This window comes from Longicatena caecimuris (assembly GCF_018406465.1).
In the GTDB taxonomy this organism is placed as follows: Bacteria; Bacillota_I; Bacilli_A; order Erysipelotrichales; family Erysipelotrichaceae; genus Longicatena; species Longicatena caecimuris.
In genome coordinates this window covers 3,015,671-3,041,099 of sequence record NZ_AP024510.1, presented here as the reverse complement: position 1 = coordinate 3,041,099, position 25,429 = coordinate 3,015,671, and the positions used below count along the sequence as shown (strand labels likewise).

Genomic DNA, 25,429 nt, shown 5'->3' with positions numbered 1-25,429 from the left:
ATGAAGGTGGTTCTGCATCAGATAAGGCATCATCTTAGCATATTATGGTGGAAAATCTTACTATTGTATGGCTTAGAATTTACCTTTCTGAATTTCTCTGATAACTTTCATTGTGTATATCAAGAGATCCATGATTATCCGAAAGAAACAGATATGTCATTTCTTATGCTTTTGTTTTTTGTAGTTCCTGTTTTGCTTATCGCTTTTCTACAATTGTACACTTGGTATCAAAAAGGGAAGGTGCGTTGGCAATTGGTGATGCAGCAGCATTTCTTACAGGTCATCGCCGACATTATCGTGATAGCGGGTATTCTCATGATAGGCTATCTCCTGTTTTACGGCATCTATTATAAACATTCTATCGCTTATCTGGCAACGAATATCAAAGTGAACGATGTCTCACCGGTGTTTTGGCAAATGGTAAAACAACAAACGATTATGGCAAAGCTTTTGCCTGTGAATGTGTTAAGTTTTATCAGCATGATTTTATTAATTGTGCAGTTATCCAGCTTGCTTGTCGCAGCGGTCATGACGTTATGGAAAGAACAGGTGAAACCTATCACCAAGATGTATTTAATTTTCTCGTTATGTGTTTGTTTCTTACGTATTACGTATACGACTGAATATTTTCAAATACTATTCTATACATTGTGCATCTTCGCAAATATTGGTGTAGCTACACAGTGTTGGGAAAGGAAGAAACAGGAGGTAAGGACATGCTAGAATTGCATCATGTTGAAAAATTGTTTTTAGGAGATAAGGGTATCCACGATATAACAATTACGTTTCAGCCAGGGGAAATTTATGGCATCTTAGGGCGCAATGGCAGTGGTAAAACAACCTTGTTGAAGTGTATATTAGGCTTATTAGAAGTAGATAAAGGACAGATTTTGCTAAATGGAAAGCCTGCCTGTGAACAGTTGCAGGATATCGCGTTTGCAAGTGCTGATGGCAGTAGTCTTCCTTATATGAAAGGAAAGGAATACGGACAATTTCTAGCGCAGTACTATCCATCCTTCTCAATGGAGGATTACTTACATTTTCTCAATCGTTTTGAACTAGATGCACAAGAGCGTATAGCGTCTTTATCAAAAGGGGGAAAGATGAAAATAGAACTGGCCGCTGCTTTTGCGCAACATGCCAAATTGATATTAATGGATGAACCCTTTACTTCTTTGGATATGTATGCTAAGGAAGATTGTATTCATGCTGTTTTAGAAGAAGTTATGGAAGAACGAATTTTGTTAATATCCACACATGATATCGCTGAAATTGAGACAATTGCGGATGGCTGTCTTGTTTTAGAAAATGGACGCTTAGCAGAAGTATTCACTATGGATGATTTGCATGAGCAAGGGGAAGATCTGAAAACACGTTTAGCTGCCTATCGCCCTGAAAAAGATAAGGAAAACAGAGAATAAGAGAATGTAGAAATATACTATAAATAGCTATATAAAGTATAAAATGATGGTTTTTATACATCATACAGCTTATTTTAGAAGTATTATGTATATTCTTCGCTATTTTAAGAAAGGCTTATACGAAAGCTTGAAGAAGCGAATTATAAAAGGAAAAGGTTTGTATCAGGCTACTATATTCACCTAAGGATACAAACCTTTTTTGTGCTTCATTTTTCATTCTTGCTCTATTTCTGATATAAATATCTGGCAACATGCACTCCACTGGCACTGGCATGACTTAAGGAATGAGTAACGCCACTGCAATCGCCAATAACGAATAACCCTTTATGACAGGTTTCCAGATTTTTATTAATTTCTACTTCTAAATTGTAGAATTTGACTTCTACACCATACAACAAAGTATCATCATTTGCCGTCCCGGGTGCAACCTTATCCAGACGATAAATCATTTCAATGATATCATCCAACTGACGTTTTGGAATAACCAGACTTAAATCGCCGGGAGTTGCGGATAACGTCGGTGTGACAAAGCTTTCTGCTATACGTCCTTCGGTACTACGTTGTCCTCGAATCAAATCACCGAAGCGCTGAACAATGACACCGCCACCTAACATATTCGATAAACGGGCAATGCTTTCGCCATATTCGTTACTGTTTTTAAATGGTTCCGTAAAATGGTTGCTGACAAGAAGCGCGAAATTGGTGTTTTCGGTATAACGTTTTGGATCTTCATAGCTATGACCATTTACGGTAATGATGCCATTGGTGTTCTCACTTACGACTACACCACGTGGATTCATACAAAACGTACGTACTTTATCTTGATATTTTTCACTTCGGTAAACAATTTTACTTTCATAAAGTTCATCTGTCAGATCAGAGAAGATACGATAAGGAAGCTCTACACGAACACCGATATCCACGCGATTACTTTTCGTGCGAATATGCAAAGAATCACAAATAGCTTCCATCCACTTACTGCCGCTACGACCAGTAGAGATAATGCAATTGGTTCCGGTAAAGTTATGTTCACCGCTCCATATACGATAACCATCCTCTACTTTTTCTACCTTATCGATATGGGTATTAAAATGAATGTCGATTTGATCTTTTAATTGATGATACAGGTGTTCCAGTACAATGTAATTTACATCGGTACCAAGATGACGAACACTTGCCTCTAGCAAATGTAAATCGTTCTGCATACATACCTTTTTTAAATGTGTGTTGCCGGTAGAGTAAAGCTTTGTACCTTTGCCACCATTTTCAACATTAATTTTATCCACATACTCCATCAACTCTATGGCTTTATTTCTGCCGATATATTCGTAAAGTGTTCCGCCGAATTGGTTCGTGATATTATATTTACCATCAGAAAAAGCGCCGGCACCGCCAAATCCATTCATGATGCTGCAAGATTTGCAATTTACACAGGATTTGATCTTATCACCATCGATTGGACATTTACGTTTTTCCAAAGATGTGCCTGATTCAAATAGACCGATCTTTAATTCAGGGTTTAATTTCATTGCTTCATAAGCCGAAAAAATCCCGCCGGGCCCTGCCCCGATTATCAGCAAATCATACTTCATAGTTTACCTCCGTGTCTTACATGACTAGTTTAAGGGAAACGTGAAATTTCCTAGAGTATTTTAACACATTCCTGTTAAAATACCAGTGTTTTGTCTTTATTAACGAATCGTTTTATCGAATAAGAGTGTGATTGTCTTACTTGTTGGCTGTTTTCTTTAATATATTATAAGGAAAACGATGATACAATTTATCGAGAATAGTATCTTTATGGTGGTTGAGCGTAAATATCTTTTTAGTTAGAAGGCTTTTTTAGTATGTATCGTCATTTAATAAGCTAAGCCCGAATTCCCTCTGTTTACCACTAATTTGTATATTTGTTGTTAGTTTATATAATTTATAGCATATTTAGGTATGATTCTTTTGCATGTGTATGTTCCATTTCAGTATTTGTGAAGGAGACTTGGATAAAATTGTGAGCGGCTATGTTTAAAACAAGATAGATAGAGCATACTTCAGCTATGAGGTGAATGTATGAAGAAATATATGGTAATTGGAGGTATTTGGCTGGCAGTGCTTATGACGATCATGACTTGTAGCAGTAAGACATCCTTGCAGTATGAAATTCATTTTGACAGTACAACACAAAAAACATATCCGTTAAAGGAAGAGATGCAAGATGCATATACCGAATTGGTGAGCGGTGTACATGAAGAATCTTATATTTTAATGGTATTACATAATCTAGATATGTTTGAGGTGTCTGATAACGTACATGCCAAATGGGAAAAGAACCATCTGCATATCATAGAAGGAGATGGGAAAGGGACGACCATCACAGGTGAATTGGTTGCCCAAAGTGTCTGTATGCCAAAAGTACAACCGCGCTCTTTCCTACAAGAATTATTTCATTGAGCATGAACATAGGTTTCATGCTTTTCTTATGGCTTGTAAATATTATGAATGTGCTTAGGTTTTAGAAGACGAAGAAAAAAAAGAATGGTATAATATTAACGTTATGAAATGAGGTGGTCATTGTGCAGCTGAATACAAAAGAAACGCTGCGGGATCTGGCTTGGATTTTAGCAGGTAATATTACGTTGGCAATCGGTGTTGCCTGGTTCATATTGCCCAATAATGTATTGACCGGAGGTTTAGCTGGTGTGGCGATTGCCTTAGAGCCATTAATTCATGTTACACCGGAAATTGTGATAAATGTATTAACCGTTGTTTTATTCGTGGCAGGTTCTTTCATATTAGGAAAGAAATTTGCGATGAAGACCATTTTAAGTACCATCTGTTATCCATTATTCTTATCACTGTTATCATTTTTAGCAGCGCATTATATACCGGCAGATACTTTTATTATGGATAAATATTTGGCGACTATTTATGGAGGTGCTTTGATGGGGATTGGTGTCGGTTGTGTTTTCCGTACCGGCGCAAGCACCGGTGGTATGGACATTCCACCACTGATCATAAATAAATACACGCATATCCCTTTACCATCTCTGGTATTGATTATTGATGCATTGACTGTCTTACTGGGGGCTGCGGTATATGGCTTGCAGGCAGCATTGACAGGTATTTTATCTGTTTGGGTCAGCAGCTTTATGATCAATAAAACCATGTTGATAGGTGGACATGATGCTAAAAACGTTATGATAATTTCCGAAAAATATAAAGAGATCATGAATAAGGTTCATGAACGTTTGGAAAGAGGCACGACCATTCTTGAGGCCAATGGCGGATATTCAAATGAGCGAAAACCGGTCTTAATGGTTGTTGTAACGAAAAAACAGCTGCCGGAGTTACAGCATATGATCAGTCACATTGATGCAGAAGCTTTTGTAATTGTGACAGATACAAACGAAGTACAGGGATTAGGCTTTACTTATGAAGAAGAGTTATAAGGGAAACATCATATTATATAAGGATGAGGAGATCAACTATGCAGAACTTTAATTATCACAGTCATACAAAACGCTGCGAGCATGCCATTGGAGAAGATGAAGAATATGTAAAAGCAGCCATTGCCAACGGTTTTCAAGTTATGGGCTTTAGTGATCATGCGCCATATGCAGGTGTTCATACACCGGGAGAGCGTATGGATAAGGAAGCATTGGAAGGCTATATCGCCAGTGTAAAAGCGTTGCAGAAGAAATATGAAAAGGAAATTGAAATACGCATTGGCTTAGAGTTTGAGTATTTTGAAGATCAGTTGCTAGAATTGTTGGAATATCGCGATCGCTTTGACTATATGATTATCGGACAGCATGGTCCGGCCTTGTATGAACCGGAATTTTATGAAGCGAATACGGATGAGGATGTATTGCGCTATGCAAATCTTATCCGTAAAGCGTGTGAAAAAGGACTTCCGGATATTATCGCACATCCTGACTTATTTATGTTCAGTAAGCAACAGTGGACACCAGCATGTGAGGAAGCAGCACGCATCATTTGTCAAAGTGCCTGTGATGCCAACATTCCTATTGAGATAAACCTAAATGGATTGAAATATGGTAAACGCCAGATTGGTGAGGAATGGCGTTATACTTATCCATATCGTGCGTTCTGGAAAGTAGCAGAACAGTATCCTGTGGATGTAGTCTATGGACTGGATGCTCATACACCTGAAAAATATGCAGATAAAAAATGTTTTGAAATTGTCGATCATGAAATTGTTTATGGTTTAAATTTGCATAAACGCACAAAACTTATGTTTGAGAAAAAATTATAAAGGCGCGAATTGGGCTTTGTGATTTGAAGAATATGTTGATGACACCTGTAAAACGAGGAGAAATTCCCAGTAATTTACAGGTGTTTTTCTTTGCTTTTTCACAATTGCCGGATAATTTCAGAATATCTGATAAACAGGGGAGTGATACCGATTTCAGAAAATGAAACAAAAGATAAAAAACACTTTTATATGTGAAAATAAAACGAAATTCACAAGTGATTTTACGCATATTATAAAGCTTTGCAACATACATATTTTGATAGTGGGACGATATTTAGGGCATAAAACTAAATTTCGACAGAAAAATTCTCGGTATAAAGTTATAAATTAAGGGAAAAATAGGTAATAACACATGTTAAAAAGCAAAAAAATTGGACAAGTTGAAAAAAGTATGCTAGACTATTGCTTGTTTCGTACAAAAGGAGGAACATCAATGAACTCAAAACGAATAAAATTCGCTTTATTCATCAGTGTTTTCGCTTTATATGGGTGTGCAAGCGGGAGTAAATCGACATCAACACAGACGCTAAGCACTGCGAACATAACAACGATTAATAAAACAGATGCAGCGCAGATGCCTGCACTTCATACAACTGAAATGATGAATATCACCGAGGACGTATCCGCACTTTCGCTCATGGCAAATGATGCAAGTGTATCACAAAGATTCAGCACACTGTTACAAAACCGAGATGTTAAAGGAAGCCTTCGTACACAGAAAGCGATAAAGAATTACAGTGTGAAAATGAATCAACGCATTCGCAAAAAGCAACAAGAACAGGCAAAACGTGAGGCGAGAACCTTTACCCCTATGACAACAACCTATGGTGTTGACTGTTATGGCTGTGGTGGTGAAGATGGACGTGGAGGAACTTCACTTGGCGTTACTTTGGATGCCGATATGGGTGTTATGATGCCGGATGGCAGCTGGCAAAGAGGCATTCGATATGGGAAGTATTACATCATAGCAGCTGATCCAAGTATTCCTTTATGCTCCATCATTAAGATTAGCAATCATGGACTTAGCGGCAGTGGTATTTCACCAGATAAACCTTATTATGCAATCGTATTAGATCGCGGTGGAGCTATTTATGGAAGTCATCTGGATTTATATATCGGAAGAGAAAATTCCGGTGCCATTGTTAAAGTAAAACAAACCACACCGAAAGCGGAAATCATCCGTGTTGGCGGTAAAAGCGGGCCACGCAGCTGTGCTCTATAGTAAAGTAAAACGTAAATATCTTTATACTGAACCCCTTATCGTAGTTATCCACCTTTTGGGGTTCCTTTAGTTTATAAACGACTTAAGGTTTTGAAAGGCTTTTTAAACTGTTTATAAGCAACGTGATGACATATAGTCATAAAAAAACGTATCCTCACGTAGGGATACGTTTTGTTGCTTTTAAAGCAAAGTATAACAGGGCAACATCGATAGGGAACATGATTACATTTTTGAAAATACGCAACAGGGTAAAAAGCTGGCTTTGATACAGTATATTTAACCATAACGAAGTTAAGAAAAGATTAATGAAGACGGTAATACACAATCGAGCGGCTAAAACACGGAGAAACGATAATTCTTTCTTGTAGAAAAAGCAGCCATAGATCATGCCGATTAAAAATTCATTCAAGGCAAAGCCGGGAAAATACGGGCCATCCGGACGGGCAATGTATTTTAAGGTATCGGCAATGATGCCGGCAAAGCCGGTTAACACAGGCCCATAGATCATACCGGAAACACCGGCAAATATACTTGAGAAGCCAATACGTAAAGTTGGTGAAAGAGGAATAAAGAAGGTGCCTGCTACTACATTTAACGTTGTCAGCATCGCACATCCGCAAATGGATTTCACTTTCTTCATCTCTTTACTGCTTTCTTTGATTAATATTGGCAACTGCATAATTTCTTTCGCAAAGTTCATATAAAAATACCTCCTTTTCCTGTGATGCATACGGAAAAAGAGGTATCTCCTTTTTTCTTATGCAACAGCGGGATGCAAGACTGAAATCGCAAGAGAAACTCTTTTCGCCCCGACGACAACTCCCCGTTCGCGGATACTTAACGCTTCAATCTCTACTCTGCTTACATGCTGATTATAGGATAGTATGTAGTATTTTACAAGAAAAAAATTATCGAAATTTAGGATTCATAAGATTTTCGTTTCGCAGCTGATGGAATTTTAAATTCATCCCGATATTTGGCGATGGTTCTTCGTGAGATCGTATAGCCTTCATGAAGTAAGATATCGCATAGTTTTTGATCGCTGTAGGGCTTCTTGTGATCTTCGTTTCGTATGAGTTCTTTCAAGCGTTCCTGTACTTCTTTTACGCTGTCATTCGATAAGGAGTGAACAAAGAAGTATTTTAACGGAATGGTCTGATTTTGAAAAATCATGGATTTACTGGCTACACAACGACTGATGGTTGATTCGTGCATAGATAAGGCATCCGCAATGGTTTTCATGGTTAACGGCTGTAACGGTTTTCCTTCTGTGAAAAAAGGCAGTTGATGTGCCACAATGGCTTTTGTTAAGTGCAGCAGTGTGTCACTGCGTTTTTTTATACCATTTAATAAGCTTTCGGCTTTTTTCTTTTCTTGCTTCAAATAGTCTTTCATTTCTTCATAATGAGCAGGAAAGTCTTCCATATTCATACGCAGTCCATAGGTGTTACGGAATAATTCAATCGTGATTTCTCCATCTTCACAGGCGACATAAACATCCGGATTCAAATATACCGCAGTAGCAGCATACATCGATCCTGGTTTTGGGTGAAGGCTTTGGATTAGTTTTAAAGCCTCTTGAATATCGGTGATAGCCACATCCAACTTTTTGGCCAAAATCGTTAACTTATGTTGAGCAAGTTCACTTAAATATTCATTCACCAAAAGAATGGCCAGTTTCGCATAGGGATGAGCAAGGTTTGCCAGTTGTATTAAAAGACATTCCTGAAGATTTCTGGCTCCTACACCACTTGGTTCAAAACTTTGTAAAATATTGATTGTTTCTTCAATATCATCATAGCTATATTGTGGGAAATAACGCTGAATAGCTTTATTGGAATAGGGCAGATAGCCGTTATCATCCAATAGATCCGCAAGAAATACGGCTAAATCAACAAAAAGTGGTTTATTATATTGATGAATTTGTTCCTGCAATACCTCACTGAGTGTTTGTTCTTGAATGACATAATTCATCATAAGTTCAAAATTGCGCTCACACTTTTGGATATAGCCGGTTTCATATTGGATATCCTGTTCCAATAAGGGATTGCTTTCTACCTGTTCTTCAATATATGTCTGTAATTCACTGCTGGAAAAGGACAGGATCTTAAGATCCTGCTGCTGTTTCATGGTTAAGACTTGTTTTTGTTTAAGTGTAGGACGCATTTCCTGTTTCATTTTCATATACATCACCTGTATGTATTATAACGTAAGTAAGCGCTTTTAGAAATACCTTGTTCGTGTATTGGCATGGAAATTGCTACAAAAAAGGTGGAGGTGTTTGTTATGAGGGAAATTTTGCGTATCGTAATTGGAAATATATGTATTACATCGGCCTATGCATTTATCACGGTACCTCGCCATGTGGTAAATGGCGGAGTGACCTCCTTTTCCATGATTCTGCATGTGTTTCTTCCAGTGGATATCAGTGTCATAACCAATTGTGTTACGGTAGTGCTATTGGGAATTTGTCTGTATTTCCTGGGAAAAGCATTTTTGATGAAATCATTGCTTAGCAGTATCTGTTATATGGTCATGTTCAGCAGTTTTCACGCAATCGGTTATAGCCTGTCCATACCAGTATTACCTGCAATTATCTTAGCGGCCATACTGGTAGGAATAGGATATTATTTATGTATCAGTGCCAGTTCTAGCACCGTGGGGTTTGATGTCTTAGCACTTGTCTTACATAAACGTTATGAAAAACTAGATGTTGCCATAACGATGCGCTATATCAATATTGGTGTTATCTTATTAGGCTTTGCTTCCTATGGCGGCATTTCGATATTGATCGGTATTGGTTTTACCATCTTACAGACACAGGTATTAAAACTACTCTTACAAAGGAATGAACAGAAAATACAGGAAGCTTCCTGCGATGAGGCAACTGTATCAAAGTGTATCGTAAAATCATGAAAGGAAGGAAAGGATATGTACTATGGAATGACAACAGAAGAACTGGCTCATCATTATAGTGAAACAGATGTGTTACGGATATATAAGGAAATCGGCTTTGATGCCGTTGATTATAGTTATGATATGCATGCCTATGAAGGCTCTATCTATGATCAAGAGGATTATGTCGCTTATGCAAAACAATTAAAAGCCGTCGCTGATGAAGTTGGTATACGTATTCACCAGATGCATGCCCCGTTGTACCATCGACGCATTGATGTAGCAGCTACACCAGAAGAAAAGAAGCAAGAGGCCTTTTTAAAGAAAATGACGATGCGCGGCTTTGCGGTTGCTGAGTTGTTAGGATGTAACTATATGGTGATGCATCCACGCAAACTGCTACATTATGGCAGTGCAGAAGCACATGCGTATGCCAAGGAATATAATTTAGCAATGTATCGGGAATATGAGGAATTGGCAAGAAAGCATCATGTAAAGATCGCCTTAGAAAATATGTTTGCCTATCATCCTATCACACACACACCTGTTGATACCATTTTTCGCACCGCAGAAGAACTCCTGGCATATCTGCAAGAACTTTCCCGTGATGTATTTGTGGCTTGCCTGGACACCGGTCATGCCAATGTGAATGGCATAGATCCTTCTTATATGGCCGAAGTGTTAGGCTCCTATGTTGAGGTTTTGCATGTTCATGATAATTATGCCGCCCTAGATCAGCATTTGTTATGTGGATTGGGAACAATTGATTGGAAACGTTTTGCGAATACATTAAAAAAGATAAAATTTGATGGTGTTGTGTCGTTAGAAACATGCGCAATGTGTGAAAAATTACCAAAAGTTTCCTGCGTAGACTATGCTCATCTCGCTTACCATACCATCACAAATTTAGTAAAATAATGTATAATACACATACACAGGAGGTGTGAATATGCGCAAGGATAGTATTATGCAAGTAATCAATGCTTATTGTCAAACACACACACTCACCGATTTAAAACAAGGCGTACAGGGGATCAGTGTCTATGAAATTGCTGAGAAATTGCATCTGTTACGCAATAATGTGAATGTAGATGTGAATAAGCTATTTCAAGAAGGCAAGGTTATCAAGATTTGCGGTAATAAGATGTATCGGTTTTATTCACAGGAACATTTTATGCGAGTAACGCATAAAACGCTGCCAGCACAAACAACCTGTTCCAATTTGAATGAATTATTAGGTGATCTTCATGAGGTAAGAGATTATGAAGATCCCTTTACTGCGTTAATCGGATATAATGCCAGCCTAAAGAATGCGATTCTTTCGGCAAAAGCAGGAATATTGTATCCGGGAGGAGCTTTGCATACGATGCTGTTGGGTGAAAGTGGCGTCGGAAAAAGTTTGTTTGCCGAGAAAATCTTCACCTTTGGAAAAAAAGAGGGCATTTTTACTGCTGATAGTCAGTTTGTCGTATTTAACTGTGCCGACTATGCCAACAATGCAGAATTGTTACTTTCACAGCTATTTGGCAGTGTCAAAGGGGCATATACCGGAGCCGATGCAACAAAGGAAGGCTTATTAAAACGAGCGGATGGCGGTATGCTGTTTTTAGATGAAGTGCATCGTCTACCACCCGAAGGACAAGAGATGCTGTTTTATTTCATCGATAAGAAAAAGTATCGTATGCTGGGAGAAGCTAACAGTGAGCATGAGGCAAAAGTAACCTTAGTTTTAGCAACTACTGAAGATCCGGATAATCATTTATTAACCACCTTTTTACGAAGAATTCCGATGGTTATAAAAATACCAAGTTTGAAAGAGAAATCTTTTAATGAACGTAAACAAATGATCTTGTATTTGTTTTCATTAGAGGCATCTGCTATCGGTTGTCCGATCGTGATAGATAAGGATACAATGGCAACTTTACTGCTTTATCAGCCCAAGGGCAATATCGGGCAATTAAAGAATGATATAAAACTGGCAATTGCCCGCAGTTATCTTGAAATGCGTGATCAACAAAATAAGGAAATAACCAATGAAATACGTATTCATAACTATGCTTTATCTTATCAGGTTAAAGATGGTATGAGTGATTTGGATATCGAACAGCGAAGAGAGATTGAAAAGGTGTTGGTACAGGATACGTATATCGTAGAGCCATATGATGTAATTATGGTTGAAGAAGATGACACGGCCTTATTTGCGCCACCACAATTAGATGTAACGAAATCAGATATTCAGACTTCCTTTGAGGAGTATGTAGAAAAGATAGCCCGTTCATTGGAACATGATCAATTGCCATCCTTTATCATAGATACCGAAATCCGTGAAATTATGGCTTTTATTCATGAATGGGTATTACATAATATGAATGTGCTTATTGGCCGCAGCCAAAGCGCGGCACTTGCCTTTTATTTAAAAAATATCCGTGAGAATCGTCTAGATGCTTTTTCTCATGAAGAGGATCTGAAGGATTATGATGTGGCGACCATGGAAGATGCCCGCAGTCTCATTCGTGCGATTGAACAACATTTTCATTTGCGCATTCCTGCACAGGAACTGCATACCTTAGCATGTATCTTAAATACCTTTACAACGAATACCTTACAAAGCTGTGGTATTAGTATGTTTGTTGTTGCTCATGGGACAAGTCTGGCAAGTAATATTGCCGATGTGGTCAATGAATTATTATCAATCCATTATCTGATTCCGATGGATATGCCTTTGACCAAAAATGTAAATCAAATTATGGATGAGTTGATTCTTAAGATCAAACAGGAACCAAAAGGGAATGAAATTTTATTATTTGTCGATATGGGTTCCCTTACTTCCCTAGAAGAAACGCTGCGTCAGAAAACATCTTATCATGTAGTTGTCATCCCAACAATCAACACTCTGTTATTGCTTGATGCAGCAAGAAAAGCCGTCTTTATGCAATATACCTTGAGTAATATTTTACAGGATGTCATGCGGATGAATCAAAAACTGGATGCAACCTTGGAACATCACATTCATAACCATATTGCGCAAAGTAGTGAAAAGATCATTTATACGATATGTTATTCCGGTGATGGTACGGCACATTATTTAGAGAAATATTTAAAAGATTTGTTAGAGCAGGAAGGTATCTTTTCAATTGATATTCTTGCGCTGAGTAATGATTCTTTGATAAAGATTCGCAGTATGATAGAAGAAACTTCCAAAAATAAAGAAGTGTTGTGTATGATCGGCAATGTAGATCCAGGACTTCATGAATATCCCTTTATTTCAATGGAAGATATCTTAATGAGTGATGGGGTGCAGCGTTTATTTGAAATCATCGGTGATATTGATGTCCTTCATAAAAGTGATGTAGTTAAAAGTTTTGAGCGTGATGTCTTTGTCGATGTAGCATTTGAATCGATTGATAAATATCTGATGTACTTGAATTCTAAAAAACTTTATCCATTGTTGATGAAGTTTATCGAAGGGGTTGAAAAAGAATTACAGAAGACGTTGAATAATCGAACATTAACACGCTTGATCGTTCATATGTCTTGCATGATCGAACGTTTGTTATTTGATGAATATCACTTTGAGCAAAACGAAGAAACAATGGTACAAGTAAAGGAACATTCAAAGCTGTATACAATCGTAACTGAGCAATTGGAGGCAATCCGTTCGAGTTTTCACACTACCATCAATCAGGAAGAGTGTTACTATCTTATGCAGATCATTTTAGATGATACAGATGAGAATGCGCATGTATCCATTTGATGTCATCACTGTATTCATGTGTATCATAGAGAGGAAAAGGCTGATAAATAAGCCTTTTTTCAATTTTGGCATGAGATTTGCTAATAAAAAAGTGAAAGGACGTGGAAGAACATGGAGAATAAAGTGGGTATTCTGCTGGCAAGTCATGGGCAGTATTGTCTGGGCGCTAAAGACAGCCTGGAGATGATCATTGGTCCCTGTGACCATCTGCTATGTGTGTCCATAACACCGCAGATGAACAATGAAGAAGCACGTCAGCAGATGAAGCGTGCGTATGAAAGTTTGCATCAACAATGTGATGAGGTATTGATATTCACAGATTTATTATGTGGAACGCCAAACAATGTAGCTGTTTGCTTAATGATGGATGAAGAAGATATCACGGTTTTGACCGGCTATAACTTAGCGATTCTGGTGGAACTTGTGAACCGCCGCAATACAACAGCGATGAAGGTGTGTGAGCTGATTGAGGACAGTAAAGAAATCTTGGCTTCATCCTTACGCATCATGAATAAGAGAGGAGAAATGTAAATGGCTATCGAGTTAGTGAGAATTGATGATCGATTGATTCATGGTCAAATAGCGACGACTTGGATCAACAACTATTCGATTGAACAGGTATTGATCATTAATGATGAGATTTTATTAGATAAGATGCAACAATCCGTAATATCGATGACGGCACCTGCGAATGTGAAGGTAAAAGTCTTTGGTGTAGATGCCTTTATTGAGGTGTATAAGAAGAATCCGATTCATCGTCGTACGATGCTGATCTTAACGAATTCGATTGATGCATACCGTTTGGCGAGAGGAGGTGTCAATTTTCCGGTATTGAATGTAGGTGGTATGCGTTTTGAAAATGATCGAATTAAAATCGCCAAGGCTGTTTCCGTTACGACAAAGGAAAGGGAAGCGTTTGAGAAACTTGTGGAAATGGGAATCGATGTACAAATACAAATGGTACCAAGAGATGAATTATTAAACATGAAAGATGTCTTAACAAAAACCAAATAAGAAAAGGAGAAAAAGATTATGTTAGTGAAAGCATTGCTTGTGGCCCTATGGGCTGGTCTTTGTTCACTCGATGATGGAGGTATGCAGCTGCAGATTCGTAAACCGCTGTTAGCCGGAACCATCACCGGTTTAATTCTGGGGGATCTTACACAGGGGTTGATTATCGGCGGTACTTTGGAATTGATGTGGCTGGGTGTAAATTCTGTCGGTGCTTATACACCTCCTGATATCACCGGTGGAGCTATTGTCGGTGTTACTGTGGGTATTACCAGTGACGGCGGTGTGGCAGCCGGTGTTGCCTTTGCCGTTCCGGCAGCAACCTTGATTCTGCAGCTGATTGTCTTGTTACAAACTTATTTATCCGTTCATATTCACCGCGCGGAAATTGATGCTGCGACGGGTGACTTCAACAAAGCGAATCGCTGGCATTTGTATAGTGGTGTTCTGTTATTCTTAGCACGTGCGATTCCATGTTTTATCGCTGTTTATATTGGCAATACCGTATTATCTGATTTCATCGAATGGTTGCCTGAATTTATCATTAATGGCTTAAATGTTGCCAGCGGTATCATTCCTGCTGTAGGTATTAGTATGTTGCTGACAATGATGTTGAAAAAAGATATGTGGATGTATCTGGTGGCTGGTTTTGTCTCTGCCGCATACTTAGGTCTTCCGGTATTAGGAGTTTCTTTAATTGGCATCGTATTTGCCGGTATTCACGATTACAATTATGTACAACGTAAAAAATTAGAACGTGATACAGCGATGGAGCTGGAAGGAGGCATTGATTTATAATGAGTGAAAAATTTGAAATGACCAATAAGGTCTATCGTGAAATGTTTATCAATCATCTGACCTTCCAATGGGGATGGAATTATGAACGCCAACAAGCGGATGGCTGTTTGTTTACCTTAACACCAGTTTTAAAACGGTTATATAAGGATGCACCACTTGAGGAACGAGAACGAGCAATCAAACGGCATTTGGAATTCTTTAATACACATGCAACCCTAGCTCCATTATTGTTTGGCCTTATCGCCGCTTTGGAGGTAAATACACCAGAAGCGGAAAAAGACAGCATCACTTCCATTAAAACAGGTTTGATGGGACCGATTGCCGGTTTAGGTGATGGCTTATTCTGGTTTACCTTGTGGCCAATTTGCGCAAGTATCGGCGCAACTATGGCGGTTACCGGAAATATCTTTGGCGCAATCTTCACCTTTGTCGTTTTCAATGTTATCAATCAGGGAGTGAAATGGTTTGGTTTCCGTATCGGTTATACCAAAGGCATGGATATCATTAACTCCGGTTCGGGTGATGAAGTCATTAAACGCATCTCCGGTGCTGCTACCGTTTTAGGTCTTTGTGTAGCCGGTTGCTTGGTTTCCACAACCGTTAAATTAAGTGTCCCTTTAGAATTTGCCAGTGGTGATGGCAAGATTGTCGTTCAGGAACTCATTGATAAGATCATGCCTTGTTTCTTACCGGTATTAGTTACGCTATTCTGTTATTGGCGTTTGAAGAAAACCAATGGCAAGGAAGCGGTAAGATTGATTTTCGGTATCATGATCGCAGCAATTGCATTAACTTATTTTGGCATTTTAGGATAATAGATGAAAGAAGGGAACGTATCAAAAGACGTATCCCTTTTTCCATCCTTTTATATAACCGTTTTGGTAAATAGCAGTATCTTTCTTTGTGAAAATAATCATTTGTGAAAAAATCCTTTTTTTATGCAAACAAGCGGTGTATAATAAAAAATGGTAAAGCAAGAAAATAAGAAAGAGAGGATATTTTCATGATTGACACATTGATTGAAAAAATTAAGGGTAAAGGAACACGTATCGTCTTTACAGAAGGTTCAGATGCACGTATTCTGGAAGCTGCTGTTCGTTTACATAAGGAAAACATCCTGGTGCCTGTACTGTTAGGAAACCGTGCTGAAATTACAGGTGCTGCCGCATCTTTGGGATATGATCTGGAAGGCATTGAAATGCTGGATCCTAGAGAATATAAGAATATGGATATGATGGTTACCAAAGTTGTTGAATTACGTAAAGGTAAATTAGATGAAGCACAGGCACGTGAAGCTTGTTTGAAAACAAACTTTTTCGGTACTATGTATGTAAAATTAGGCTGTGCAGATGGTTTGTTAGGTGGTGCTACCTATTCAACAGCGGATACAGTGCGTCCTGCACTACAACTAGTAAAAACAAGACCGGGAAACTCTATCGTATCAAGTTGTTTCATTTTATTAAAAGATAAAGAACAGTTGGTTATGGGTGACTGCTCTATCAATATTGATCCAAGTGCAGATGACCTGGTGGAAATCACTTTACAGACAGCACATACGGTTCGCCAGTTTGGTATTGAACCAAGTGTTGGCTTGTTATCATATTCTACCTTAGGTTCAGCAAAGGGCAGCAGTGTGGATAAAGTAAAAGAGGCTGCAACACGTTTAAAACGTATGCCATTAGACTTCGGGGTAGAAGGTGAGATTCAGTTTGACTGTGCCGTAGCACCAGAAGTAGCAAAATTAAAAGCACCTGATTCTAAGGTGGCTGGTAAGATCAATACGTTTATCTTCCCCAATATTGATGCCGGTAACATCGGCTACAAGATCGCGGCGCGTTTAGGCGGATGGGAAGCTATCGGACCAATCCTGCAGGGATTAAATGCACCTATCAATGACTTATCTCGTGGCTGTAATGCCGAAGAAGTATTCAAAATGGCGATTGTGACAGCTGCACAGAAATACATGGATATTTAATTAACGATTGCTTAGCATATTTGGAACCTTTTTGATGAGGTTCCTTTTTTTGCGTAATTATCTAAAAATGATATTCCAATAATTAGCAATTCATGTTTTCATGCGATAGACAAAATATACGAAATGTAAGTATAAAGCTAAATTATTGTAGCGTTCAGTTTTGATTTATGCTATTATTGGAACGTTGAGTTTAAGGAGGTTACAATGGAAAGTTCAAAGAAAATTCTCTGGTATAACCTTGCCTTCATGGCATTCTCTACTGTTTGGGGATTCGGAAACGTATTAAATGGTTTCGTTTATTTCAACGGTATTCAGGTTATATTCAGCTGGGTTCTGATGTTCGCTTTATACTTCGTGCCTTATGCATTGATGGTTGGTGAACTTGGTTCCGCATTTAAAAACTCAGGTGGCGGTGTTTCTTCATGGATTCACGAAACAATCGGTCCTAAATTTGCTTATTATGCAGGTTGGACTTATTGGGCATGCCACATCACTTACATCGCAAGTAAGGGCAGCGGCGGCTTGAAAGCGTTAAGCTGGATGGTCTTCCAAGATGGTTCTACATACGATACCTTCCCTACGATCGGTGTGCAGTTAGCAACATTAGGTGTATTCTTATTCTTCTGCTGGGTTGCCAGCCGTGGTTTAAATCCATTGAAGAAATTAGCAACATTGGCAGGAACAAGTATGTTCGTTATGTCAATTCTTTACATCGTCATGATGTTTGCGGCACCTATCATCAATTCAAACGGTGGTTACTTAAGCATGGATTTCAGTTGGGATAACATCATTCCACAGTTCAATGTAAATTACTTTACATCACTATCCATTCTGGTATTTGCTGTTGGTGGATGTGAAAAGATTTCACCATACGTAAACAAGGTAAAAGATCCTGCAAAGGGCTTCCCAAAAGGTATGATTGCATTGGCAATCATGGTTATGGTATGTGCAATTCTGGGAACAATTGCAATGGGCATGATGTTTGATCCTGCTTTGATCAATGGTTCTACAGAAAGCTTTAACTCTTATGTATCCAATGGTTCTTACTGGGCATTCCAGAAGCTGGGGGAATACTATCATGTAGGTAATCTTTTGATGATCATCTATGCGGCATGTAATGCAATCGGTCAGTTCTCTACGTTGGTTGTCAGCATTGATGCACCATTGCGTATGCTGTTGGATAACGAAGATGCACGTCAGTTCATTCCAACTAAACTGTTGAAACAGAACAAATTTGGTGCTTACATCAATGGTATTTGGATGGTTGTTGCACTATCAGGTGCGATCATCCTGATTCAGATCATTGGTGGTTCAGGGGCAGCCGGTGTATTGGCACAGTTAAACAAGCTGAACTCTGTAACGATGCCTTTGCGTTATCTGTGGGTATTTGCGGCTTATATCGCATTGCGTAAAGCTAGAGATAAATTCCATCCGGAATATCGTTTCACGAAGAATCAGCCGGTTGCACTGGTAATGGGCTTCTGGTGCTTCTTTGTCACAGCAGCTTGCTGTATCATGGGTATGTATTCAGATGATTTATTCACTATGTTCTTAAACGTAGTGACACCAATCGTTCTGACTGCATTAGGTATGATTCTGCCTTTGATTAAGAAAAACGAAAAAGCTAGCACAAAATAAAAACAAAGTAGGTGAGATTCTTAAGGAGTCTTGCCTTTTTGTTTGGCTTGTACATGGAAAAATGCTATAATACAAACGAGTAATTTAGGAGGCTTATATATGTATAAAGAAACTGCAAAACAAGTGTTAGATTTCATTCAAAAAAGTCCAAGCTGTTTCCATGCTGTTGCGGAAATGGCTGCAATGTTAAAAAATGCTGGTTATGAAGAATTAAGAGAGTGTGAAAGCTGGGAATTAAAGCGCGGTGGTAAATATTTTACGACACGCAATGGTTCCAGTTTGATTGCTTTTGCGATAGGAAATGATTTAGATGATTATCATTTCCAGGTAACTTCCTCACATTCCGATTCACCTACTTTCAAAGTGAAAGAAGTTGCGGAATTAAAAGGAAAAGGCGGATATGTACAACTGAATACAGAAGGCTATGGCGGTATGTTATGTGCAACATGGATGGATCGTCCATTATCCATTGCCGGACGTGTCTTAGTAAAAGAAGGCAATACCTTTGTCAGTAAGCTGCTTAGCTTCGATAAGGATCTTGTATTAATTCCTAATGTGGCAATCCATATGAACCGCGATGTAAACAATGGTATGAAATACAATAATCAAGTAGATCTATTGCCATTATTTTCCGCAGGAGAATGTGCAGAAAATGATTATTATGAATTAATTGCCGATGCTTTAGGCACTACCAGAGAAAACATCTTCGGTTGTGATCTGTATTTGTATAATCGTATGGCACCATCTATCTGGGGCGCAAAAGAAGAATTCATTTCATCCCCTAAACTGGATGACTTACAGTGTGCCATTACATCTTTAAAAGCATTATTAGAAAGTAAAGGGAATACTCATGCGGTAAATGTATTTGCTTGTTTCGACAACGAAGAAGTCGGCTCAGGGACAAAACAAGGTGCATGTTCAACCTTCTTATACGATGTGTTACAGCGTATAAATGACAACATGGGATTCACAAAGGAAGATTACTATCGAGCAGTCGCAAAAAGCTTCATGGTTTCTTGTGATAATGCGCATGCGGTACATCCAAATCATCCGGAAAAAACAGATGCTACCAATTGTACATATATGAATAAAGGGATCGTTGTAAAATTCAGCGCAAATCAGAAATATACGACAGATGCTATCAGTTCTGCGGTCTTTGGCGGTATTTGTGAAAAAGCCGAAGTACCAGTACAATACTTTGCTAATCGCAGTGATGCAGCCGGTGGAAGTACGTTAGGTAACTTATCCAGTCAGAAAGTATCTATGCATACCGTAGATATCGGTTTACCTCAGTTGGCAATGCATTCATCTTATGAAACAGCCGGTATTAAAGATTCTTACTATATGGTAAAAGCATTAACTACATTCTATAATACCAATTTACATATTACCGATAGTGAAAGCATTGAGGTACAAGAGAACTAATGGCGGATGGAAAGGCAAGAAAACAACTGCATATTGATAATTTATATCTAGTAAAGAAATTAGATGAAGATTATCAGAAAGCCTTTTATCGGTTGTATGATTATCTGTTAGAGGATACGAAAAAGAGTGACTTGGATAAAAGTATCATTGCCAATATTGCTTTAGAACAATGTATGGAAGGCATGAAGGCACAGAAAAAGCCACAACTTGTGATTCCTCGCGATTTGAAAGACTATGTGGCGAAGTATTCCAAAGGTCCTGTGTATAAAGAAATGAAAAAGAAATTACGCAATCAGGATTATGAGAAACTGCAGATTGGCAGTATTTGGATGGTATTTGCGATTGCGATGGTCTTATTCTTCTTAAAGAATCTGTTGACAAAAGATTACCTGGCCAATTATGCAATTGACGCAATCGTTGCTTGTATTGCCGGGGCTATCGCTTTTCAAAACTTTAAGATCAAACGCAGAATCATTCGTCGTTATCAATTTGGCAGCTTTTATATGCGTGTCGATGCCGCAACACTCTTAGCGTGTGTCTTCATTAAGCTGGTATCACCGTCAAATTTTGATATCACCTATTTGTTATTAGTCATTTCTTTCTTTATCACAAAGAAAAAAATCAAGCCGCAGTTTGAAGCCGTAATCTAATACATAAGTGATGGAGCAATCTGTCACTTTTTTCTATCGGCATAGGATAGAAAGCACAATAGGAAAATGCTACGATCAAAGCAAGTCAATCATCGTATTTTTATACATGTATGCGAAAAAAAACAGCCGAGTTCGCTTCCAAAGAATACTTTTGCATGTATATATCATGATTGATTTATGCATTATATAGAATGCGAATAAAGGAATCCATCATCAAGCGGTTATGCATCAAACAACTATTACAGCCTCTTTCATCTTAATACTATAGCATTATTTAAAGCTTTATATTTATCATGTTTTACTGACATTTTATGGAAATAACCGTTATAATAAAAATAGGATAACAGGCATTTCGAAGATAAGCGAAAAAATATTATGGGAAAGTAAATTTCTTTATGAACGATGCCTTTTTGATTGCTGAAGATAAACAGACGTTTACGATCTTAGTAGGTATGCTTGTCACAACAGCAAACAAGAAAAAAAGATCAAGTAGCATACTTTGAAACGCATAAGGTGATTTTCTATGTAACCAAATCCACTTGCAGCACTATAGTAAGGATAAGAAAAGGGAGATGAAGAAGATGTTACATGTATTTAATCGCAGTGAAGTATTTATAACGTATACGAAAGAAAACTTGGATAAAGTAACTCATACGTTAGCATTACATGGTATAGAATACACCGTTAAAACGACGAAGGTTCATGATGAGTATACGGAAGAAGTCATAAAAGGCTCTTCTTATGATATGAGCATAGCATATAAGCTTTATGTAAGAAATGATGATTTAGAAGAGGCTCAGCGTTATGTGCGTCAGGCACTATTTCCTAAAGAGCAAGGATAAGGATATTTGCAAATGCATGGAAGAGGATGTAACGAAATAGACAAGATTGACAAGTCGATGAGGTTACACCTCTTTTTTCTATGCTTCATCAGCGCATCGTAAAGCATGTACGATATGGTCCATGTCCTTTCATATTGGCAAAATCCTAGGCATAGACTATAAAGGGGGCTATATCATGTTGAAACAGGATATGAAAATAGGGTTGGCATTATCTGGTGGCGGTATGCGTGCTGCCATCTTTCATTTAGGTGTCTTAAAATGGCTTGCTGAGCAAGGTTTGCTGAAAAGGATTCACCATATTTCAAGTGTATCCGGGGCAAGTATTGCAGTAGGTCTGATTTTTGCGAACAATGATAATCAATGGCCATCCGATGTAACATTTTTATCAAAAGTTCTTCCGGCTATGAAACGTGATATTATCACAAAAGATATTCAATGGACGGCTTTATGCAGGCTTATTGTATCCCCTTATTATTGGAATAAAAAAGCAAATCTGTTAGCGCATGTCATGGAAAAACGATGGAAGATCACGGCCTGTTTACAAGATATCCCGACACTTCCTTTATGGACCATCAATACAACTGCTTATGAAACGGGAAAAGATTTTCGCATATCCGCAAAGCGAATGGGCTCACAGTATAGCTTTGTGCAACGCCCGCGCTTTCCTCTTAGTCATGCGATTTGTGCAAGTGCCGGTTTTCCTGTTTTCATCGGACCATATACATTAAAGACAAAAGCGTATGTATGGAGTGATGTTACAGGCTCTATGATTGTTCGGGTAAGAGATGAAACCCTGCATCTATGGGATGGCGGTGTTTATGATAATATGGGCTTAGACCCGCTTTTTTCCTTTCAAGGGCAAAATAAGCTGTGTCCAGATATTAATTATCTTATTGTCAGTAATGCATCTATGGACAAGCTGGAGCACAAGATGCGAACCATTGGATACTCATTCAGTAATCTAAAACGATTATTAGCAATCAGTATGACACAAAGCCAGCTCCTCCGTAAGCAGGAAGTAATAGATTTTATGGAGCAAAATAAACAAGGACTTTTCTTACAAATAGGCAGTCAAACGAAGGATATGCTGCGTCATTGTGATATATCTTTTGCCCGTAAACAAGAATTGCTTCATGCATCGCTAAAGGAAAGTGATGTATTACGCGTAAGTTCTTATAAGACGACCTTAGAGCGGGTAAAGAAAGATGATTTTGAACGTATTTTGCGCCATGGTTATGAAGTAGCCAAGTTGAATTCTCTTTGTTCTGGTCATATATCATGAACTGTGCGATTTCATCGGCACAACTATCCCGATACCTGCATATAGTGGATTGAACGTGATAAGCGTACAAGGGAAAGGGGAATGTTATGTACCAGAACAGATATGGAAACGACTACGGCTATGAGCATCATCCAAATGATGAAAACCGTTTCGATTATGGTAACTGTGATGATAGAGGAAATGAGGCGGATTTTGGCTATAACGGTAATTATGATTATCCGGATGGCAATTGTGCTTATGATGATTTTCATCCAATGGAAGATTATCGAAACCAAGAGGGATGGTGCCCTCAGCCAGGTATGGGGCCAACAGGTCCCATGGGTCCAAGAGGACCAAGAGGTCCACAGGGTCCCAGAGGATTACAAGGGCAACAAGGCAGAGAAGGCTTACAAGGCATTCGAGGTCCGCAAGGTGTAACCGGTCCACAAGGAGTGCCAGGTATTCAGGGGCCTACTGGACCTACCGGACCACAAGGTATACAAGGAGTTATGGGAAATACCGGCGCAACCGGTGTTACTGGTGCAACAGGGCCTATGGGACCGCAAGGAAACACCGGACCTGCCGGAGAAAGTGCACCTATCATCCATTATGCATCCGCATCGCTAACATCATTTACACCAAAATCACTATGTCCTCAAGATGCTTTGGTGTTTGATTGCGGCAATGTCAGTGATGGCTTTACGATTTCAAATGATTATACAAGTCTGACTGCACAACAGGAAGGCACGTATATCGCGGAATATGGTGTTTTAATCAGTTCTTCGGTATGTGATGGCGATGCATTTGCTTTAGAAATTAATAATGAAGAATTGTTAGAAGAATCCCGCATGCCATTAGTATGCGAAAACCAATTTGTAAGAGGCTGTGTCATGTTAGAATTGCATCCGAACAATAGCATTCGTTTGGTATCAGACTGCCACAATACGATAGAATCTTGTAGCAATCATCATACCGTAAATGCATATTTGATTATTTATCAGATACGTTAGTTCTTATTATGTCTATAACTAATGCACAGTGAAAGGATGGGAAACTATCCTTTTCTTTGAGAGAGAGGGGATGAATATCGTTGATAAGCATCAGTGTATGTATGATCGTAAAAAATGAAGAAGATGTATTGGCAAGATGTTTAGACTGTGTAAAGAAATTTGCGGATGAAATCATCATCGTCGATACGGGAAGTGCGGATAAGACAAAGCAAGTCGCAAAGAAGTATACGGATAAGTTATATGATTTTTCATGGTGTGATGATTTCAGCAAGGCTCGTAACTTTTCTTTTTCCAAGGCGAGTATGGAGTATTGTATGTGGCTGGATGCGGATGATGTGGTAGAAGATGAGGATATTGAGAAGATACAGAAACTAAAAAAAGAACTAGATAAAAAAGTTTCCATCGTTATGATGAAATATCATACGGCGTTTGATGAAGATGGAAATCCTTCTTTTTCGTATTATCGGGAACGTATGGTAAAACGGGAAGAATTGCATTTATGGGAAGGGGAAATTCATGAAGTGATTCCCTTAACAGGCAGACTGCTTTATACCGATATCGGAATCTGTCATCGCAAGGTGCATGTGAGTGATGCCAATCGCAATCTGCGCATCTTTGAAGCTATGTTGGATAAAGGAAAAAAGTTAAATCCGCGGGAACAGTTTTATTATGCCAGAGAGCTATACTATCATAAGCGCTATAAAGATGCCGTTAAAGCATTCAAAAAGTTTTTAAAAGAAGATAGCGGCTGGATAGAAAATAAAATTGATGCCTGTGAGATGCTGGGATATTGTTACTATGCCTTGCATAAAGAAGAAAAGGCATTAGAAAGTTTTTTATGCTCTTTACAATATGAAGTACCACATGCCGAGTTATGTTGCGATATCGCAAAGCATTTTATGGATAGAGCGAAGTATAAAGAGGCTATCTTTTGGTATGAATGTGCTATGAAAGTACCGATGAATGAAACCAGTGGTGCTTTTATTCGTGAAGATTGTTATGGGTATATACCAGCCATTCAATTGTGTGTCTGCTGGTGGCGTTTAGGGGATAAGGATCGAGCGGTTCAATATAACGAATTGGCCGGAGTGTATAAGCCTAAGAGTCGAGAAGTAGAACAGAATCGGCGATTTTTTGAAATGAAATAAAAATAATCAAGGGAAAGGGTCATTCATAAAAGGTGAATGACTTTTTTGTATGAGAAAACCCCCAGATAGTCTGGGGGTTCCGTAGAGCTTTAGCGATGAGCCTTTAAAA

24 protein-coding genes and 1 riboswitch are annotated in these 25,429 nt (G+C 38.5%); of the genes, 21 read left to right on the top strand and 3 right to left on the bottom strand.

Annotated elements, in window-relative coordinates; genetic code table 11:
• Both KJS44_RS14170 and KJS44_RS14165 read left to right on the top strand, forming a co-directional pair.
• Complete coding sequence (locus KJS44_RS14170; protein ID WP_008690316.1) at positions 1-723, top strand: hypothetical protein; 723 nt, start codon at positions 1-3, stop codon at positions 721-723.
• Positions 717-1,421, top strand: coding sequence for an ATP-binding cassette domain-containing protein (locus tag KJS44_RS14165; RefSeq protein WP_008690317.1), 705 nt, complete (start codon positions 717-719; stop codon positions 1,419-1,421). Before KJS44_RS14170 ends, KJS44_RS14165 begins: the two co-directional genes overlap by 7 nt.
• Positions 1,422-1,645: 224 nt before the next feature.
• Here the strand turns inward: KJS44_RS14165 and KJS44_RS14160 are convergent, their stop codons facing one another.
• A complete protein-coding gene (locus KJS44_RS14160) occupies positions 1,646-3,013 on the bottom strand; it encodes an NAD(P)/FAD-dependent oxidoreductase (RefSeq protein WP_008690318.1) in 1,368 nt (455 codons plus the stop codon).
• A 472-nt stretch (positions 3,014-3,485) separates the two neighbouring features.
• Here KJS44_RS14160 and KJS44_RS14155 point away from each other — a divergent pair, with 472 nt between their 5' ends.
• From KJS44_RS14155 to KJS44_RS14140, 4 genes are all read left to right on the top strand, one after another.
• Complete coding sequence (locus tag KJS44_RS14155) at positions 3,486-3,866, top strand: hypothetical protein (RefSeq protein ID WP_008690319.1); 381 nt, start codon at positions 3,486-3,488, stop codon at positions 3,864-3,866.
• Positions 3,867-3,988: 122 nt separating this feature from the next.
• Positions 3,989-4,864 carry a YitT family protein gene (locus tag KJS44_RS14150; RefSeq protein ID WP_008690320.1) on the top strand — a complete coding sequence of 292 codons (876 nt, stop codon included), beginning with the start codon at positions 3,989-3,991 and terminating at the stop codon, positions 4,862-4,864.
• A gap of 38 nt (positions 4,865-4,902) precedes the next feature.
• Complete coding sequence (locus KJS44_RS14145; RefSeq protein WP_008690322.1) at positions 4,903-5,691, top strand: histidinol-phosphatase; 789 nt, start codon at positions 4,903-4,905, stop codon at positions 5,689-5,691.
• 433 nt (positions 5,692-6,124) lie between these two features.
• Entirely contained in the window at positions 6,125-6,913 is a 789-nt protein-coding gene (locus KJS44_RS14140) for a 3D domain-containing protein (RefSeq protein ID WP_008978070.1), read from the top strand.
• A gap of 154 nt (positions 6,914-7,067) precedes the next feature.
• On the opposite strand, the gene KJS44_RS14135 is transcribed toward KJS44_RS14140, so the two are convergent.
• Together KJS44_RS14135 and rpoN are read right to left on the bottom strand one after the other, a co-directional pair.
• Positions 7,068-7,613: a folate family ECF transporter S component gene (locus tag KJS44_RS14135; RefSeq protein WP_008690325.1), complete on the bottom strand. Its 546-nt coding sequence runs from the start codon at positions 7,611-7,613 to the stop codon at positions 7,068-7,070.
• Between the two features lie 63 nt (positions 7,614-7,676).
• Positions 7,677-7,775: riboswitch (THF riboswitch) on the bottom strand.
• Between the two features lie 56 nt (positions 7,776-7,831).
• Positions 7,832-9,097: an RNA polymerase factor sigma-54 gene (gene rpoN, locus KJS44_RS14130; RefSeq protein WP_008690326.1), complete on the bottom strand. Its 1,266-nt coding sequence runs from the start codon at positions 9,095-9,097 to the stop codon at positions 7,832-7,834.
• Positions 9,098-9,199: 102 nt separating this feature from the next.
• On the opposite strand from rpoN, the gene KJS44_RS14125 reads away from it, so the two are divergent.
• The 15 genes from KJS44_RS14125 to KJS44_RS14055 all read left to right on the top strand — a co-directional run bounded on the left by KJS44_RS14125 (position 9,200) and on the right by KJS44_RS14055 (position 25,320).
• Positions 9,200-9,829 (top strand): YitT family protein, encoded by a 630-nt coding sequence (locus KJS44_RS14125; RefSeq protein ID WP_008690327.1) that lies wholly within the window; start codon positions 9,200-9,202, stop codon positions 9,827-9,829.
• 15 nt (positions 9,830-9,844) lie between these two features.
• Entirely contained in the window at positions 9,845-10,726 is an 882-nt protein-coding gene (locus KJS44_RS14120) for a sugar phosphate isomerase/epimerase family protein (protein WP_008690328.1), read from the top strand.
• Positions 10,727-10,757: 31 nt separating this feature from the next.
• Positions 10,758-13,562 (top strand): sigma 54-interacting transcriptional regulator, encoded by a 2,805-nt coding sequence (locus tag KJS44_RS14115; protein ID WP_008690329.1) that lies wholly within the window; start codon positions 10,758-10,760, stop codon positions 13,560-13,562.
• A gap of 111 nt (positions 13,563-13,673) precedes the next feature.
• Complete coding sequence (locus KJS44_RS14110; RefSeq protein ID WP_213540145.1) at positions 13,674-14,093, top strand: PTS sugar transporter subunit IIA; 420 nt, start codon at positions 13,674-13,676, stop codon at positions 14,091-14,093.
• Entirely contained in the window at positions 14,094-14,576 is a 483-nt protein-coding gene (locus tag KJS44_RS14105) for a PTS system mannose/fructose/N-acetylgalactosamine-transporter subunit IIB (protein ID WP_008690331.1), read from the top strand. It abuts the gene before it with no gap.
• Between the two features lie 18 nt (positions 14,577-14,594).
• Positions 14,595-15,371 carry a PTS mannose/fructose/sorbose/N-acetylgalactosamine transporter subunit IIC gene (locus tag KJS44_RS14100; RefSeq protein WP_008690333.1) on the top strand — a complete coding sequence of 259 codons (777 nt, stop codon included), beginning with the start codon at positions 14,595-14,597 and terminating at the stop codon, positions 15,369-15,371.
• Positions 15,371-16,186, top strand: a complete 816-nt coding sequence (locus tag KJS44_RS14095; RefSeq protein ID WP_008690336.1) for a PTS system mannose/fructose/sorbose family transporter subunit IID — start codon at positions 15,371-15,373, stop codon at positions 16,184-16,186. The genes KJS44_RS14100 and KJS44_RS14095 overlap by 1 nt, the downstream gene beginning before the upstream one ends.
• 188 nt (positions 16,187-16,374) lie before the next feature.
• A complete protein-coding gene (gene pta, locus KJS44_RS14090) occupies positions 16,375-17,346 on the top strand; it encodes a phosphate acetyltransferase (protein ID WP_008690338.1) in 972 nt (323 codons plus the stop codon).
• Positions 17,347-17,550: 204 nt separating this feature from the next.
• Positions 17,551-18,984 carry an amino acid permease gene (locus tag KJS44_RS14085; protein ID WP_008690339.1) on the top strand — a complete coding sequence of 478 codons (1,434 nt, stop codon included), beginning with the start codon at positions 17,551-17,553 and terminating at the stop codon, positions 18,982-18,984.
• Positions 18,985-19,083: 99 nt separating this feature from the next.
• The gene (locus KJS44_RS14080; protein WP_008690341.1) at positions 19,084-20,409 is read left to right on the top strand and encodes a M18 family aminopeptidase; all 1,326 of its coding nucleotides are present in this window, start codon (positions 19,084-19,086) and stop codon (positions 20,407-20,409) included.
• The gene (locus tag KJS44_RS14075; protein ID WP_008690343.1) at positions 20,409-21,059 is read left to right on the top strand and encodes a threonine/serine exporter family protein; all 651 of its coding nucleotides are present in this window, start codon (positions 20,409-20,411) and stop codon (positions 21,057-21,059) included. The genes KJS44_RS14080 and KJS44_RS14075 overlap by 1 nt, the downstream gene beginning before the upstream one ends.
• 581 nt (positions 21,060-21,640) lie before the next feature.
• The gene (locus KJS44_RS14070) at positions 21,641-21,901 is read left to right on the top strand and encodes a hypothetical protein (RefSeq protein WP_008690345.1); all 261 of its coding nucleotides are present in this window, start codon (positions 21,641-21,643) and stop codon (positions 21,899-21,901) included.
• A 175-nt stretch (positions 21,902-22,076) separates the two neighbouring features.
• Positions 22,077-23,183 (top strand): patatin-like phospholipase family protein, encoded by a 1,107-nt coding sequence (locus KJS44_RS14065; protein ID WP_008690347.1) that lies wholly within the window; start codon positions 22,077-22,079, stop codon positions 23,181-23,183.
• An 86-nt stretch (positions 23,184-23,269) separates the two neighbouring features.
• Positions 23,270-24,172, top strand: a complete 903-nt coding sequence (locus KJS44_RS14700; protein WP_008690349.1) for a collagen-like domain-containing protein — start codon at positions 23,270-23,272, stop codon at positions 24,170-24,172.
• Positions 24,173-24,273: 101 nt separating this feature from the next.
• On the top strand, positions 24,274-25,320 hold the full coding sequence (locus tag KJS44_RS14055; RefSeq protein ID WP_008690351.1) for a glycosyltransferase: 1,047 nt from the start codon (positions 24,274-24,276) through the stop codon (positions 25,318-25,320).
• The last annotated feature ends 109 nt before the right edge of the window (positions 25,321-25,429 follow it).